This window comes from Sphingomonas sp. R86520, assembly GCF_042466285.1.
GTDB lineage: Bacteria > Pseudomonadota > Alphaproteobacteria > Sphingomonadales > Sphingomonadaceae > Sphingomonas.
The window spans coordinates 524327-540835 of record NZ_JAXHBZ010000001.1 but is presented as its reverse complement, the minus strand read 5'-3'; the positions used below and the strand labels follow the sequence as shown (position 1 = coordinate 540835).

Sequence of the window (16509 nt, the reverse complement as noted above, 5' to 3'; positions counted from 1 at the left end):
ATGGTTGCGTACATCGCCCCAGCACACATATGACTTTGAAATGCTCGACCCTGCGACCGTCATCCGATCCGATACCCCTGACACAGCACCTGACTTCGTCGTCATCGATGTCGAGACCGCCTGTTCGCGGGTCAGCAGCATCTGCCAGGTCGGCATCGTCGGCTTTCGCGACGGGCAGGAGCTCTTCGAATATGAAACGCTGGTCGATCCGCGTGACGAGTTCAACGTGTTCAATACGCGCATTCACGGGATTACCGAGCATCATGTCGTCGGGAAGCCGAGCTTTGCGGACATACACGACGTCGTAAACGGCCATCTGTCGGGCCGAACGACGGTAGCGCATTCCTATTTCGACAAGGGTGCGCTCGCCGCTGCGTGCCGTATCCATGAGCGCGCGCCGATCGAGACGGTCTGGCTCGATAGCGTTCGTGTTGCGCAGCGAGCATGGCCCGACCTGCCGAGCCACCGCCTCGGCGGCCTCGCGCAGTATCTCGGCATTGCGCACCGGCATCACGACGCGCTCAGCGATGCGCGAGCGGCCGGCTGGGTAATCGTCAAGGCAATCGACCATACCGGTATCGCGCTCGACGAATGGTTGAAACCGCCACGCAAGCCGGGTCCCGCACCGCGGCCCGCACCGACGGGACCGCTCAGCGGCGAGCGTATCGCCATTCTCGGCGAGCCCCGCGACGGTCGCCTCGCCTGCGCGATCGCTGCGCTCGGGGGGCGGATCGTGTCGGCGGTCGGCAATACGACGACCTCACTGGTCATCGCAGGCCGTGCGCCCTTCGCCTATTCGGTCCGCAACAGCGGTGCCTATCGCCGGGCCGAGCAGTATCGGCGCCTCGGCGGGACGATCCGTATCGTCTCCGAGGTCGAACTCGATTTGCCCGGCCTTTCGCTTCGAACAACCGGCGCCTAGTCCAGCGCGCACTCCGAATGGAGCGTCGTCCCGACCACCTCGCGGGCGACGGCAGCAAGATGCGCATGGTGCGTGAAAAACAGGACCTGGGTGGATTTGGCGAGGTCGGCGAGCACCTCGAACCCGGCGCGCGACCGATCGTCATCGAAGTTCACGAACAGGTCGTCGGCCAGGAACGGCAGGCGGACGCCGTTGGCAACAGACTGTTCGACCGATGCGAGACGGAGCGCGAGGAACAATTGGTCGGTCGTGCCCTCGCTCATCGCGCCGACGTCGACGACGGTCCGGCCGTCGTCGCGCAGGCCCCCAAGCCGCGGCGCGCTGCCCTCCATGTCGACGCGAAGCTGCACGTAACGGCCCAGCGTCAGCGTGCGGAAGACTTCACTGGCGCGCGACAATAACGGGTCTTGGCGGCGTTCGCGGTGACGCTCCATCGCCCAGCGCAACATCACCGCTTCGGTCCGCTTGAGCAGATAGGCTTCGGCCTGCGCGCCCATTTCGGCGCGCGCCTGCTCCGCGTCGGCGAGCGCGTCGGATGCGGCACCGGGCGCGCCCTCCAGCGCGGCAAAGCTGCGGCGGGCGTCGCCGGTTGCTGCCGCCGCCGCAGAAATGCGCGCGTTGAGGTCGGCGATTCGTGCAGACAGCGCAACGGCGCGACCTGCCACCCCGTCCGGATCCTGTGCCTGCCAAGCAGCAATCAGGTCTGGCAACGCATAGCCGTCGCCTTGCGCCGTCACCGTCCGCTCAACCTCGTCGCACTCTTCGCGGAGGCAGCGAACGGCGCGCGACGCCTCTATCGCAGCAGCCAAGTCGCCCTGTTCGTCGAGGCCGAGTTCGGTGCGGATCGGCACGACGATCGCGGTTGCCGCGGCAAGGTCGGCGGCGGCGGCATCGACCTCGCGCTGGCGACGATCGCGTTCTACCGCGAGATCGGCAAGCGCGCGTGCCGTCTGCCGCGCTGCGTCCAGCCTTCTCAGGAGAATCGCGACGGTCGCCACGATGTCTGTGCTGGCCTCGATCCCGAGCGTTTCGGCAAGCGTCAGGACGTCGGTCGCAAAGCGCCGGGTGTCGACATCCATGCCGTTCAGCCGGGTATCGAGATGCGCGACCGCGTCGCGTTCACCACGCAGATCGTCGAACACGGCCAACCGCGCCTCGGACGCCTCGATCGCCAGCGTGAGTCCGGTATCGGCGAGCTCGTCCTGCCAGGTCTGGAGAGCACCATCGGCGTCCGCCTTCGCCTGCGCGCGACGACGGCCCTGCTCCGCCAGCGACGTCTCGACCTGCCGCAGTTCGGTACGATCGTCGCGCAACGCCTGATCGAGTGCCTCGCCTTCGCGACGAAGCGTCTCGGCGCGTGACAGCAATGGCGCGAGAAGCAGCGGCGCGGTGCCGCCAGGCATCGCTGCGACGAGCACGGCGCGGGCTTCACTGCGGCGCGCCTGCTCGGTCGTGGCGACTTCGCGGGTCTGGACGGCGAGCGCGTCGGCATCCAGCGCGGCGGTGCGATCGTCGAGCCATGCGCGGAGGGGGATCGGATCGAGCGCGGGTAGCCCGGACTCGACGAGCCGCCTATGCCATGCGGCGTGCGCGTCGGCGAACGCGCGGGTGGCGCCCTCGCCGCGATGCCTCGCATGGTCCGCCAGCAAGCGTAGCCTGGCGTCATTTGCGTCGAGGTTCGCGAGCCGGCCGGAAACTTCGGCGAGGATGAAACGCCGGTCGGCCAGATCGTCGGCGCCGATGACCGCACGCTCGTACGCATCGCTGGAGCCGACCGGGTCAGGCAAGTCGGAAAGGCCGCGAAGGTGGTTGCGCAGTTCGTGCCACTGCCGCTCACGCATCGCACGAGCGTCGTCCACCGCCTCGCCCGAGACTGCGCCGCTGTGTTCCGACAGTTCCGCCCGTTCGAGCGCGAGCGTCTCGCGCTCCTGTTCGAGGCGAATTATGGTGGCCGCCTCCTGCTCGGCTTCGGTGCGATGGCCAGCCTGTGTCGCCTGGGCGGCGGCGATCTCCGCCTCCGCGATACCTGGAAGACGTGCCAACGCGCTCAGCGTTCCCGACCACGGTGCCAGCCTTGCCGTCGCTACACCGACCGCGTCCTCGGCGCGGATCACGGCACGGTCCGCCGATGCGCATCGCTCGTCGACGTCGCCGCCCATACGCCGGGCGGCGTCGACCGCTGCGATCAAAGCGGGGAGCGTTTCGCTGAGCATCGCGTCGGCGATCCGCTCGCGCAACGGCCGCTCGCGAGCGACGAGATCGGCGATCGTGCGGTCCAGCACCTGAAGCCGCGAGCTTGCGTCGGCATGCATCCGGGCGATCTCGCGGAGGCGACCGACCAGCAAGCGGGACGGCGCGGTCGCTACCGGACCGCCAAGATCGCGGTGGAGGTCGGCGATCCGCGCTTCGCGGGCGTGTCGTTCGATCGTCAGCCGGGCGCGATCATGCTCGGCCTTGGCCGCTGCGCCGCGCCGTTCGACCAGGCCGTCGATTGCCTCGGCAACGCCCAGCACCGCGGTATCGGGCGTAAGCAGCGCCGCGCGGTCCTCCGCGTCGACAACCAGCATTGCGGCGCTTTGCCGGAGCCGATCCGCCGTCGCGACCAGCGACAGCGCGTCGAGCGCCGCCGCCTCGCGCTGCGGCGACAGCATCACCGTCGCCGCATGCCCGGCGACCGCGGCAACCAGCGCTTCGCGTCGGCGCAGGCTCGGTCCGACCCGGCGGAGGCGCTCGACATGGCGATGATCCGCAGCGAGCACATCGCGCTCACGCTCCAGGTCGACGAGTTCGGCCTCGCTGCGGTCCAGCGCCGCATGGGCATCGACCCAGGCCTTGGGCTTGAGTTCGAGATCGCGCACGGCGCGGCGGCTGTCGGTCAGCATCCGCTCGGCAGCGGTATAGGTGCGGCTGGCCTTGGCCCGCTTGCCCCAGATCGCGTCGGCTTCCTCGTCGAGCGCGGCGAGCGTGCCCGCGACACCGGTCAGACCGGAACTTGCCGCGAACAATGCCTGGCCGACGTCGTTCTTCGCCGTGACCATCGCGCGGCCTCCGTCGCGCAAGCCCTTCTGGTCGAGACTGAACGCGAGGCGGAACGTCTCGCGTGTCTGGCCGCGAAGCATGGCGAGCAGGTCGCCTTCGTCGATCGGCTGATCGTCGACGTCGACCAGTGTCGCGCTGTCGCGCTTGCGACGGCGGCAGAAAAGCGTCCGTCCGTCGTCTTCGAGCTCCGCGCCCACCCGCAGCAGGGCGTTGTCGAACCGGTAGTTGTACGCGGTGCGCCGGCCGAAACCGAACAGCAGGTCGGAGACGGCGGCGAGCGTGGTGGACTTGCCGGCCTCGTTGTTGCCGTAGACGATGTGGAGGTCGGGCGTGCCTTCGCGAAAATCCAGCGCGCAATCCTCGAACCGGCCATAGCGTTCGAGCAGCAGGCGACGAAAGCGCATCAGCCCTGCCCTCCCTGTGCCAATCGCGCCTCCAACGCGGTCGCCGCCGACGCCAGCAACCGCGACCAGTCGCCTGCCGATGCTGCATGGCGCAGTTCGTCGGGATCGGCAGGTCCGATCGCCGCGGTCGTGGTCAGGAACGGGGCGAGATCGGCGGCGAGCAACGCGGCTAGCTCTCCGCTGCCCGGTGCCTCGGCCAGCAGCGCCAGGAACTCGTCGCCAACCTCGACGGTGCTGGTTCGTGGCGGCGTGACGCGGACCGACAGTTTCTCGATCCATAGGTCGGGCGAGATCGCCGCGGCATGCGCGCGCGCGTCGTCGCGCAACCCGGACGCGCGGTCCGCCAGCGTCCCGGCAAGCGCGGTCTCGCCGTGGAGGATGACGCGCGCGATGACCGGACGACCATCTCCTGTCGCATGCGCGCGGGCGAGCGCGTCGCGAATGCCCGACTGGACCGCTTCGAGATCGGTTGCCGTGCTGCAGTCGACTTCGGCACGGGCCCAACGCAGCACGTCCAGTTCGATCGGCGTCATCGCGGTGATCGTACGATCCTGCACCTCGACCAGTACGGCCCCCTTGGGTCCGGTCTCGCGGATAGTGCGGCCCTGGAGATTGCCGGGGAAGATCACCGGCGGATCCTCGCACACGCATTGATAGTCGTGGACATGGCCAAGCGCCCAGTAATCGTAACCACGCGCGCGCAGATCCTCGACGCTGCACGGCGCGTAGCGTTCGTGATCGGCATGGCCGGTGAGCGACGTGTGCAGCATGCCGATGTTGAAATGATGCGCCACCACGGCCGGATAGCCGAGTGCGATGTTGTCGGTGACGGCTGCGTTGGCGAAGCTGTGGCCGTGAATCGCGACTCCGAGCGCCTCGATCACGTGCGTTTCCGCGTGTTTCGTAGCGAAGCGGTGAACGTTGGCTGGCCAGGGTACGCTTCGGGTCAGCACTGACGCTGCATCGTGATTGCCCGCCAACAGGTAGACCGGGATACCCGCCTCGTTCAGCCGGCCCATCGCACGCGCGAAATACAGGCCGGTACCCATGTCGCGCCAATCGCCATCGAACGCGTCGCCCGCGATCAGGACGAAATCGACTGCCTCGTCCAAGGCGAACCGGATCAGATTATCAAACGCGTTTCGCGTCGCGCCACGTATGTCGTCGGCGGGAACGCCGTCGTAGCGCGAAAGGCCATGCAGAGGGCTGTCGAGATGGATGTCGGCAGCGTGGACGAAACGGAAATCAGCCATGTCCGATCGCTATCGAGCAAAGCTGACGGGCTGTGAAGGGTCTCGATTGCTATCTCGATCGTAGCGTATGATCCGCTTCGAACGGCATTCGCGGGAATAGCGAACAGCCGGGTTGGCAAACACCGGGCCGGATGCGACCATCGTTACTAGCTATGACGGAGAATGACATGCGGTTGGCGACTTGGGGTATCGTGCTCGGCGTGTTGTCCGTGCCGGCGACCGCGCAACGCGTGCAGGTGCAGGGCGGCAGTCTCGAAGGTACGCATGTTCAGAGCGCCGCGACGCCGGTCGACGCGTTTCTCGGCATCCCCTATGCGACGCCCCCGCTGGGCGCGCTGCGGTGGCAACCGCCTCGCGCTGCGGCGGCATGGGCCGGTGTGCGGAAGGTCGACCGCTTCGGCGCGCGTTGCATGCAGCAACCGCTGTTCGCCGACATGAAGTTCCGCTCGCCGGGAATCAGTGAGGACTGCCTGACGCTGAACATCTGGTCGCCGGCCGGAGCAAAGCCGGGTGCACGGTTGCCCGTGCTGTTCTACGTCCACGGTGGCGGCGCGATCGCCGGGGACGGGTCGGAACTGCGGTATGACGGCGCGGCGATGGCGGCGCAGGGGATCGTCGTCGTGACGATCAACTACCGGCTCGGCGCGTTCGGGTTCCTCGCGACCAATGCCCTCGCCGCTGCATCGCCGACCCATTCCGCGGGCAATTACGGACTGCTCGATCAGGCCGCCGCGCTGGCGTGGGTTCGGAGCAACGTCGCCGCATTCGGAGGCGATCCGGCGCGAATCACGATCGGTGGCGAAAGCGCCGGCTCGATGTCGGTCAGCGTACTGATGACATCGCCGCTGACCCGTACGCAGTTCGCCGGCGCGATCGGTGAGAGCGGTGGCGTGATGCCGCCGACCTTCCGGCCGAAGGCGCTGGTACAGGCAACGCGGGACGGAGACGCGTTCACATCGGCGGCGGGCGCGCCGTCCCTGGCCGCACTTCGCGCGATGCCGGCCGAGACCTTGCTGGCAGCGCAGGGCGCTCAACGGTTCCGCGCGGACTTCATCGTCGACGGGCAGTTCCTGACCGAAGCGCCGATCGATACCTATGCAGCCGGGCGCGCGGCGCGCGTGCCGCTGCTCGTCGGCGCGAATTCGCAGGAAGGAAGCTGGACGGGGATCCTGCGCGATCAACCGCCGACGCTCGCCAACTACCGCGCAGGCATCGCGCGCCTCTACACCGATGCCGAAGCGCTTTTCACGCTGTATCCCGCCAAGTCGGACGCTGACGTGCCGGTTGCAGCGACGGCGCTGGCGAGCGACGCGTTCTTGGGCGCATCGACGTGGAAGTGGTTCGACCTGCACCGCCGGACGCACCAGCCGACCTATTATTACTATTTCGCGCATGCCCGGCCGGCCGCGTTGCCACCGTTGACCAACCCGGACGTTCCGCCGATCGGCGCGGTGCACAGTGCCGAGATCGAATATGCGCTCGGCAATCTCGATACGAACCCGGCCTATGCGTGGACGGCGGACGACCGGCGGATATCGGCCGTGTTTCAAGGCTATTTCACGGCGTTCATCAAGACCGGCAACCCCAACGCGACGGGCTTGCCGAAATGGTCACCGGCGCCGTCCGGTGAGGGCGTCATCCCGCGCCAGATCGTCGACGTGAAGACGCGATCGGCACCGTTCGTCGAGCAGGCACGCTACGAAGCCGCAGTGCCGATGCTCGAACGACGCGTGCCTTGAGCTAGGCCATTGCGCCTAGACTCGGTCGACGAACACCACACCAGGCACCGATAACGTCTGTCCTGTTGCCGCCAGCCGGCCATCGGCTTCGATCCGGAAGATGGCCAGCGAACCCGATCGCTCGTTGCCGACCACGACGCGACGCTGCGCTTCGAGCACCAGCAGGAAGCGTGGCCAATTGCCGCCGCTGGGAATATGCTGGAGCAAACTGGGTACGCCACCGGCGTCGAGCGCGAAGACCGCAACGCTGTCATGGCCACGGTTGGAGACGTAGAGCCGCCGCCCGGCACGGTCGATCGCGATGTGGGCCGCCTGCGACGCACCCTTGTACCCGGCGGGCAACGTCGAGACCACGTGCCGGGTCGCGAAACTGCCGTCGGCACGTGCGTCGAGCATGATGACCGCGTTCGACAGTTCGCACACGACATAGGCGAGTGGCTGGCGTGGGTGATGCACGAGATGGCGCGGTCCCGCTCCCGCCGGCGCGCGCCATGCCGGGACGGGATGCGCCAATGTTCGCGCCTGCGGATCGAAGCGGTAGGCGAAGATCGTGTCTGCTCCCAGATCGACCGAATGAAGCCAGCGTCGATCCGGGCTGAAGCCGACCCAATGGGCGTGCGGCGCCTCCTGCCGGCCATGGTCGGGACCGGTGCCGGTGTGGTGGAACAGCACCGGTTCGCCCGGCACGCCGGTCTCCGCATCGAGGCGGTGGAACGCGACGCTGCCGCTCGAGTAATTGGCGACGGCAAGACATGCACTGGCGCGGTCGATAGCGAGGTAGCAGGGATCGGCACCTTGCGTGGCGACCGTACCGCGGCGCGACCAGTCCGCCGCATACGCCGAGACTTCGCCCGCGGCCTTTTCGCGCACAAGATAATAGGCACTACTCGGGCCACCGCCGATCCCGAACGAGGCGTCGTCGACGCCCGGCACCGGTGTGCCGACCCGCCACGTGTCGCGTTCGGGGTTGAACGTGATCGGATAGAGGCCCTTGCCCCCTTCTCGCGCATAGGTGCCGGCGACCAGCGTGATCGCCCGCCCTCCGGACCGCGCCGCTATTGCCGGGAGGGCGATCGTCGCAGCCATCCCGGTCAGCGCCGACCGTCGTGTCGTGGTCCAATCGGTCATGTGCGCGTCCTTCGTTGCTGCTGCGGGGTCATGCGTCAGCGGCGCTGCCGAGGCAACGGCGGGCTCTTCAGGTCTCGACGGCGTAGAGCGCATGATGGGTTAGGATGAACAGGGTTCGTCCGTTCGCGCCGCCAAAGATCAGTTGCAGCGGGCGCTCCGGAACGTCGATCCGCCCGGTTTCACGACCGTCCGGCGCGTGGACGAAGACCTGGCCGTTGGCCAGATAGACGCGACCGTCCGGTCCGACTGCGACGCTCTCCCCGCCGCGGTTGGCGAACGTCTTGAGATCGGTGATGCTGCCGCCCGCGCCGACCAAACCGCTATATGTCTTCGCTTCGGAGCCGTTGCTGACGAACACCCGCTCACCAGGCTTGGCCTTCACGAAACCATAGGTGTCGAGCGCGTCGGAGAAGCGCCAGCCGAGATGATTGGGCGGCCCTTGCTGGACGGTGCGATAGGCCGGGAGGACGAGCGATCCGTCGGGAGAAACATATTCGCGGGGCTTGGGGACGGCGATGTCGCGCGCGAACATCTCGCCGAGCGTGGTGAACTGATAGGTCGTCGGATCGATCTGGTCCTTGAACTCGCCGTTGACCCAGAAATTGCCCGGCAGCGCGACGCTGGCATCGCGGTGTTGTGCGATGGGGGTCGGCGCGATGACGGCGAGGCTGTCCGGCGCGCTCGGCTTGATGCTGTAGACCGTGCCGGCCGCGCCGTCCGACGACAGCACCATCAGGTCGCCGGAGCGATCGACCGCGAGGTTGACGGGATCGGTCGGCGCGTCGGCAACGACCGACAGCCCCTCGGTTGCCGTCCAGCCGTAGATACGGTGCGTGTTATGCTCGACGAAGTAGAGCTTGCCCTTCGCATCGACCGCCGCGCCCGCAATCGAGTAGAACCCGTCTTCGAGCTTTCGGACGACCGGCCCGGTGGTGGGTGCGACCGGGCCGGCACCTCGATTCACGTCCAGCACCGCGAATTCACGTTCGCGCACCGCTTGGCCGGTCGTCAGGTCCTGAATCGCGTTCTCGTACGGGAACTTGCTGGCGCGCAGGTCGGTGCTGCAGCCCTCGGCGTCGCAGAACGCGAGTCCGCTTTCGCCGTTCACATGGACGTTGCGGAAACGGATATCGTCCGAGTTGTAGATCCGCACCGCGGTCGGCGCCGGCTGGAGCGAACGTGTGACCCGATAGGCGTGGTAGTTGGCAACGAGGATGTTGCTCGAGTTGCGGATTTCGAGCGAGGCCGCGTTGCGGCTTTCACCCGCTTCTTCCTCGGTTTGCGGCGCGAGGAGTTCCCAGTTCTTCACGCCGTCGAGAACGATCTCGGTGCGCGCGTGATGTTCGGCGGACATCTCGTACACATGCCCCGGCGTGCTGGTGTTCGAGACGTGGAGTCCGGCGGCGGCGAAGGTGTTGGGCGTCCACAGATTGTTGAACGTACCGCCCCCGCCGTCGGTGACCGACAGGCTCGCATATTGCCCGTCCCAGCGTTTGCGGGGATCGGCGTCGGCGGTGTGGGTGGCGTTATAGGGATCGATCCGGCTGCCATCGGCGCGGGCGGTGCCGTGGCCGCCGTGGAAGCGAACGTCATCGACCAGCGAGTCCGCGCCGGCCTTCCACAGCAACGCGGTCGCGCGCGGATTGATGCCGCCAGTGGACAGGCCGATGCCCGAGACGTTCGCCGCCCCGCCCTTGGCGCTTTCGATCAGTCCCTTGGCGGCACCGATGCCGCGAAACCCGGGTGTGTCGTCGGCAAGACCGATCTGCGTCATGTCCGGATGAAGGCCGATCAGCACCGTGTCGGGCCGAAGCCTGAGCGTATCGGACACGCGGTAGAAGCCGGTGGGGAAGTAGACCACGCGGTGAACGTCGATCGCGCGCTGGATCGCCGCGGTATCGTCGGTCGCGTCGTCGCCCTTCGCACCCGCGCCTCGTACGTCGAACCACTGCGCGACCGGTGGTAGCGACCGGATGGCGGATTGGCCCTGCTTGGGCGTTGAGGACACCGGAGCGGCGTCGACCCGCGTCTCGTACTTTCCGGTCGCGCCCAGCCCCGACAATGTCAGGCCGTAGGTGAATGCCTTGACGCGGTATCGCGCGCCCTGCCCGGCGACCGTCTTCCCGCTGTCGCGGAACCGCGCGAAGATCGGCACTGCGCTGGCGGTAGCGTTCTGAAAGCCGATCTGCGTGTAGACATTGTCCTCGTTGCTGATCACGACGGCGGCGTCCGAGACGTTCTCGAACCGGACATCGCGGCCCCACAGCCAGTCGCCATAGCCGCGGTCGATCTCGATGCCGACGGGTACGTTGCGGATGCTGGTGTTGACGAGCGTCAGTCCCGCTTCGTGTTCGCGGATCGCGGCATCGCGCTGGCCTTCGAAGGACGAGTCCAGCAGCGTGTATTGCCACGCGGGTGAGGTCTTTTCGCTGAGGATACCATAGCGGCCGCCGAAGAAGCGCAGGTCCTGCCCGACATTGCCGACCTGGTAGATGCCAGCGAGCCCGGAGCCGATATGAAAGTCGACATGGCTTAAATAGGCATGTTGCGCCAGATGAAACCGTACCGCGGCGGCCGCAGGATTGCCGTCGCCGATCTCGAAATCGACATTGCTCAGCGCGGAATAGAATGTGCCAGAATTCGCGTCGCCGATCGTCGGATCGAACGGCACGCTGGTCGGCGGCGGCACGGGCACCTTCGGCGGCGCACCGCGACTGTCCGCACGCGATCCCGTGAAGAACAGCATGTTCGCGACCCCGGTCTGGAAACCGGGTGTCGCGGCGCCGAGCGTGATCACCGGTCGCGTCTTGCCCGTCCCGAACACCCTGACGCCCGGCCACACGAAGATCGTTCGCGAGATGCGGTATCGTCCGGCCGGCAGGAAGACGATCCCCTCGCCACCCTTGCCGCTGGCCGCCTTGTCGATCGCAGCCTGGATCGCGGCGGTATCGTCCGTCAGGCCGTCGCCCCGCCCGCGCACCGTGACCGCGCGCGGATCGGCCGGCGCGGCCAGGAACACGGATCGCGACGACGCGCCGGGCGCGGCCAGGACGGGCGCGGTCGTTCCGAGCAGCGCCAAGGTAGCTGCCGCAGCGGCAGTGGTTAGCGTCTGTTTCACATGCTCACCCGGTGATTGTTGTGCGGCGTGCTATACAGCCTGTGCCTGTCCGTAGCGCAGGTAATCCACCCGGCGGCGATAGGCGATCACGACCAAGGTCGTAATTGGCGATGCCGGTCACACGGCCGATAGACGGTGACGAATCGACCGCGCTCAGCCTATGGAGAGCCAGTGCCTCCTTCCCACGTCCCTGCTCCCAGTCCGCGCGCCGACGCGCCGCTTTATGCCATCATCGTGATGGGCGTCAGCGGTAGTGGCAAGTCGACCCTGGGCGCGGCCCTTGCCCAGCGCCTCGGCTGTGATTTCCTCGAAGGCGACGCGTTCCATACCGCCGACAGCGTCGCGAAGATGCGGGCCGGCCATCCGCTCGACGATCACGATCGTTGGCCGTGGCTCGACCGGATCGCAAACGGGCTGCATGATGCGGCGAAGGCCGACGGGACTGCCGTCGCGGCGTGCTCGGCGTTGAAGCGGGTCTATCGCGACCGGCTGACCCAGGCGGTCGGCATCCCGCTGCTGTTCGTGTTCCTGGATACGACCGACAGTGGCGAACTGGCCCGGCGGCTGGTCCGTCGTGCAGGCCATTACATGCCGGCCAGCCTGCTCACGAGCCAGCTCGATACCCTGGAGAAACTCGGGCCAGACGAGCGCGCGGTGACGCTCGATGCGGAGGACGCGCCGGACATGCTGTGCGCGACCGCACTCGACTGGGTTCGACGCGAGGCTGCCACGTTGCCCGAGTGCGCCGGAGCCCCACGACTAAGGTCGTAATAGCAAAGCGCAGGCATCAAGCCGAAAAGTCTCGCCGACCGCATCCATGCAAGGGTGCGCTAGAGGATACAAGATGTCGCTCCGCGCAGCCTTCGCCCTGATCGTGCTCGCGACACCCGCCGTTGCACAACAGGCACCGACGATCGCGCTGTGGCCGAACGGTGCGCCCGGATCGGAAGCGCGGCGGACCGAAGCGGAGACGGTCAAGAACAGTTATGTCAGCAACGTTCATAACCCGTCGCTGACCGTGTATCGCGCGACCGCAACCCACGCCAACGGCGCCGCCGTTATCGTCGTCCCCGGCGGCGGCCACCGCATGCTGGTGATGGTCAACGAAGGCGAAGTGCCGGCGAAAGCGCTCAACCGCTACGGCGTGACGACATTCGTGCTCAAATACCGCCTCGCGCGCGATCCAGGCTCGACCTACGATATCGGGCGCGATGCCGCTGCCGATCTCAGGCGTGCGATCCGGTGGGTGCGCACGCATGCCGTCGATTACGCGATCGATCCGGCGCGAATCGGCGTGATGGGCTTTTCGGCGGGGGGCGAACTCGTGTCGCTGGTTGCGGACAATCCGGCATCGGCGTCGGCTCCGATCGACGCGATCGACGCGATCGACCGCGCAAGTGCACGACCGGACTTCCAGATCCTCGTCTATCCGGGACCGCTCGGCACGCCTGCCAGGGCGCCCGCTGGTGCACCACCGGCTTTCCTGGTCGCCGGATCGCTCGACCAATGCTGCGCGACGTCGGCGATGACGCTCTACACGCAACTTCGCGGCGCGGGCGTGTCGGCCGAACTGCATCTGTATGCCGACACCGATCATGCATTCAATCTGGGTATGCATTCGGAACGCATCTCGATCCAGCACTGGCCCGATCGGCTCGCCGACTGGCTGAGCGATGGTGGCTGGTTGATCCCGCGCGGATCGGCGAAGATGCTCCCAGTTTCTCGAAAGGACCCGTGATGGAATTCGGCAGGCGTGATCTTCTGGTGGCCGCGGCGACGCTGGCAGCGACGTCCAGCGGGGTGGCGCGCGCCGCGCCCGATCGGAAACTGGGCTATGCGATCGTCGGACTCGGTCAGTACGGCCGCGACGTGATCCTGCCGCAGTTCGTCAACTGCAGCCACTCGCGCGTGACGGCGCTGGTCAGTGGCGATCGGGCCAAGGCGGTCGCGACCGCAACCAAATACGGCGTTCCCGAGAACGCGATCTATTCCTACGCCGACTTCGACCGCATCCGCGACAATCCCGACGTCGACATCGTCTATGTCTGCCTGCCCAACTCGATGCACGCCGAATACACCATTCGCGCCGCGAAGGCCGGCAAGCACGTCATGTGCGAGAAGCCGATGGCGGTGTCCGTCGCGGAGTGCGAAGCGATGATCCGGGCGTGCAAGACCGCCGGCAAGAAGCTCATGATCGGCTATCGCTGTCACTTCGAGCCGTTCAATCTCGAGGCTATGCGGCTGGCACGCAGCGGCGCGGCGGGGAAGATCCGCTATGTCCGTTCCGAGCATGGTTTCGTCCAGGGCGACCCTGGCAAATGGCGTCTGAAACGTGCCTTGTCCGGTGGTGGTTCGTTGATGGACATGGGCGTCTACAGCCTTCAGGCGGCGCGCTACATGACTGGGGAGGAGCCAATCGCGGTCACTGCCCGCGAATCGACAGACCGCCGCGATCCGCGCTTCCGCGAGGTCGAGGACATGATCGAATGGACGCTCGAATTCCCATCGGGCGCGATCGCCGGTTGCCAGTCGATGTACAGCGCCAACCAGAACCACATCCTGCTGATGGGCGACAAGGGCCGTATCGAGCTGGAGCCCGCGACCCGCTATGACGGCAATCACATGTGGACCGGCCGCGACGGGCGCGAGACCGAGATCACCAATATTCCTCCCGGCCCCGGCAAGACGCAATTCGCCGGCCAACTGGACCATCTCGCCGAGTGCATTCTCGACGGGCGCGAACCAATCGTCTCGGGGGAAGAGGGCCTTCGCGACATGCGGATCGTCGAGGCGATCTACCGGTCGGCACGCGAAGGTCGGACGGTGAAGCTGTGATCAGACCCTTCCTTGCCGCTGCGGTAGCGCTCGTCGCAGCCTCTGCCCTGCCCGCCCAGACCGCGACCGATCCGACGAGCTTCGCCGCGTCGGCCGAGGTCCGGTCGCGCATCATCGCGTTGGAGAGGACGATGAAACCGGGCCAGGGGTTTGCTGCGGCCCCTCTGGTGCAAGCGGACGGGACGAGTGCCGCGCTCGAATATTGGAAGGCGCCGGGCAAGCCCGCGGTGCATCCCGACGAAGCCGAATATGCGACCGTGATGGCGGGTTCGGGGACGCTCGTCTCGGGCGGTACATTGGTCGCGCCGAAGCTGCGTTTTCCGGGGCTGGTCGAAGGTGACCGGATCGAGGGTGGTACGACGCGGAAGCTTGCGGTCGGCGACGTCTTTCTGATCCCGGCCGGAACTCCGCACTGGTTCGGGATCGAGGGCAAGCTGGTGATGCTCGGGACAAAGATCAGGACGTCAGGTCAGCGGAAGCCCAGCCAGTAAAGCAAGCCGATATTGACCGCCAGCAGGGGCAAGGCGGTCGGTATCTGGGCGCGGATGACCGCGTTCTTGTCCTTCAGTTCGAGTAGCGCGGCGGGGACGAGATTGAAGTTCGCCGCCATCGGCGTCATCAACGTGCCGCAGAACCCGCTGAGCATGCCGATCGCGGCTACTACGGCCGGATCACCGCCATAGTGGCGGACGAGCAGCGGGATGCCGATCGCCGCGGCCATCACCGGGAACGCCGCGAACGCGTTGCCCATGATCATCGTGAACAGCGCCATTCCCAGCGTGTAGGCGAGGACTGCACCGATCAGGCTGCCCTCGGGGATCGCGTGACCAGCTAGTCTGCCGACGACGTCGCCGACGCCGGCGAGCGCGAAGACCGCGCCGAGGCTTGCGAGCATTTGTGGAAGCACGGCCGCCCAGCCGATCGCGTCCATCAGCCTGACGCCTTCCGCGAGCGGTGTGGCGATGCGGGGGCGGAACCAGATGTGCATCGCGATCAGCGCGATCAGGACGCCGCAGGTCAGCGCGACCAGTGTCGCCTGTTTGGGGTCGACGAGGCTCGGGACTGCGCGGAACAGGACCGTTCCGCCGAGTGCTGCGGCTGGGATGATAAGTGCGGGGAGAAATATGCGATTGCCGAGTCGGGTGGCTTCGGCACGCCGTTCGTCGAGCGTAGTCGTAGCACGCCCGCCGCGGCCCATCGCGCCAGATCCGGCGATCGCCACGAGGGCCAGGACGAGAACGCCGTTGCCGACATCACCGAGCTTTCCCCCAGCAGGAAGCTGATCGCCAGCGCTGCGTAGAACGCGGCATTGCCGAAGCGCTTCGGGTTGGTGCGGTCGGTTGCACTCAGGACTGCGAACGCCGCGAACATCAGGCCGGCGATGCCGTAGATGAATCCGGTGCCGATCATGCCGATCATCGGCCGCGCGCCAATCGGCGGTCGAGCAGCCAGAGGCGGAAGCCGTGGATCAGGAATGCGGCGATCGCGGTCGGAATCGCCCACATCGAGAGGTGGAGCGGCTGGATGACGATGCCGTAGCCTTCGAGGACACCCTTCATCAGCAGGATCGAGCCGATCGCGATGAAGATATCCTCACCGAAGAAGAGCCCGATATTGTCGGTCGCCGCCGCCATCGCCGCGATACGGTCGCCACCGGGTGTGACGCCCTGCCTTTCGGCGGCAGCTTCGGCCATCGGCGCAACGAGCGGGCGGACGGTCTGGGCCGGGCCGGCGATCGAGGTGAGGCCGAGCGCGGCGGTGAGCTGGCGGAACAGGAGATAGCCGGTCAGGAAGCGGCCCACTGTCGCGCCCTTCAGCGTGGCAATCGTGAGCCTGGCGCGTTCCTGGAGGCCGTGGCGTTCGAGCATGCCGATCGCCGGCAGGACGAGGTAGACGACGGTGACGAAACGGTTCTCGTTGAATGCCTTGCCGAACGCGGCGAGGATCGCGACCGGTGCGATACCGGCGGCGAGGCCCGTGACCAGCACAGAGACGGCGACGACAAGCAGCGGATTGAAGCGGAGCAAAAACCCCGCGACGATCACCGCGATGCCGCAAAGGACCAGCATCG

Annotated in this window: 11 protein-coding genes and 1 pseudogene; 6 read left to right on the top strand and 6 right to left on the bottom strand. The window is 67.0% G+C overall.

Annotated elements, in window-relative coordinates; genetic code table 11:
- Positions 1–40: 40 nt before the first annotated feature.
- Entirely contained in the window at positions 41–922 is an 882-nt protein-coding gene (locus tag SJY41_RS02670) for an exonuclease domain-containing protein (protein WP_380778832.1), read from the top strand.
- Here the strand turns inward: SJY41_RS02670 and SJY41_RS02665 are convergent.
- Together SJY41_RS02665 and SJY41_RS02660 are read right to left on the bottom strand one after the other, a co-directional pair.
- Positions 919–4365 (bottom strand): AAA family ATPase, encoded by a 3447-nt coding sequence (locus SJY41_RS02665; RefSeq protein ID WP_380778830.1) that lies wholly within the window; start codon positions 4363–4365, stop codon positions 919–921. The genes SJY41_RS02670 and SJY41_RS02665 overlap by 4 nt on opposite strands.
- Positions 4365–5618: an exonuclease SbcCD subunit D gene (locus SJY41_RS02660; protein ID WP_380778828.1), complete on the bottom strand. Its 1254-nt coding sequence runs from the start codon at positions 5616–5618 to the stop codon at positions 4365–4367. Before SJY41_RS02660 ends, SJY41_RS02665 begins: the two co-directional genes overlap by 1 nt.
- Before the next feature lie 167 nt (positions 5619–5785).
- Between SJY41_RS02660 and SJY41_RS02655 the strand changes: the two genes are divergently transcribed.
- A complete protein-coding gene (locus tag SJY41_RS02655; protein ID WP_380778826.1) occupies positions 5786–7357 on the top strand; it encodes a carboxylesterase/lipase family protein in 1572 nt (523 codons plus the stop codon).
- Between the two features lie 15 nt (positions 7358–7372).
- Here SJY41_RS02655 and SJY41_RS02650 read toward each other — a convergent pair whose 3' ends face one another.
- Together SJY41_RS02650 and SJY41_RS02645 are read right to left on the bottom strand one after the other, a co-directional pair.
- A complete protein-coding gene (locus SJY41_RS02650) occupies positions 7373–8485 on the bottom strand; it encodes a lactonase family protein (protein WP_380778825.1) in 1113 nt (370 codons plus the stop codon).
- A 67-nt stretch (positions 8486–8552) separates the two neighbouring features.
- The gene (locus SJY41_RS02645; RefSeq protein ID WP_380778823.1) at positions 8553–11603 is read right to left on the bottom strand and encodes a glycosyl hydrolase family 28-related protein; all 3051 of its coding nucleotides are present in this window, start codon (positions 11601–11603) and stop codon (positions 8553–8555) included.
- A 171-nt stretch (positions 11604–11774) separates the two neighbouring features.
- On the opposite strand from SJY41_RS02645, the gene SJY41_RS02640 reads away from it, so the two are divergent.
- From SJY41_RS02640 to SJY41_RS02625, 4 genes are all read left to right on the top strand, one after another.
- Positions 11775–12374 carry a gluconokinase gene (locus SJY41_RS02640; RefSeq protein WP_380778821.1) on the top strand — a complete coding sequence of 200 codons (600 nt, stop codon included), beginning with the start codon at positions 11775–11777 and terminating at the stop codon, positions 12372–12374.
- Positions 12375–12447: 73 nt separating this feature from the next.
- Positions 12448–13341, top strand: a complete 894-nt coding sequence (locus tag SJY41_RS02635) for an alpha/beta hydrolase (protein ID WP_380778819.1) — start codon at positions 12448–12450, stop codon at positions 13339–13341.
- Entirely contained in the window at positions 13341–14438 is a 1098-nt protein-coding gene (locus tag SJY41_RS02630) for a Gfo/Idh/MocA family protein (protein ID WP_380778817.1), read from the top strand. Before SJY41_RS02635 ends, SJY41_RS02630 begins: the two co-directional genes overlap by 1 nt.
- Positions 14435–14929 (top strand): cupin domain-containing protein, encoded by a 495-nt coding sequence (locus tag SJY41_RS02625; RefSeq protein WP_380778815.1) that lies wholly within the window; start codon positions 14435–14437, stop codon positions 14927–14929. Before SJY41_RS02630 ends, SJY41_RS02625 begins: the two co-directional genes overlap by 4 nt.
- On the opposite strand, the pseudogene SJY41_RS02620 reads toward SJY41_RS02625, so the two are convergent.
- Positions 14908–15848, bottom strand: a pseudogene (locus SJY41_RS02620) (DUF979 domain-containing protein). The gene SJY41_RS02625 and the pseudogene SJY41_RS02620 sit on opposite strands and share 22 nt — an antisense overlap.
- A 5-nt stretch (positions 15849–15853) precedes the next feature.
- Positions 15854–16507, bottom strand: a complete 654-nt coding sequence (locus tag SJY41_RS02615) for a DUF969 domain-containing protein (protein ID WP_380778813.1) — start codon at positions 16505–16507, stop codon at positions 15854–15856.
- Positions 16508–16509 lie beyond the last annotated feature (2 nt).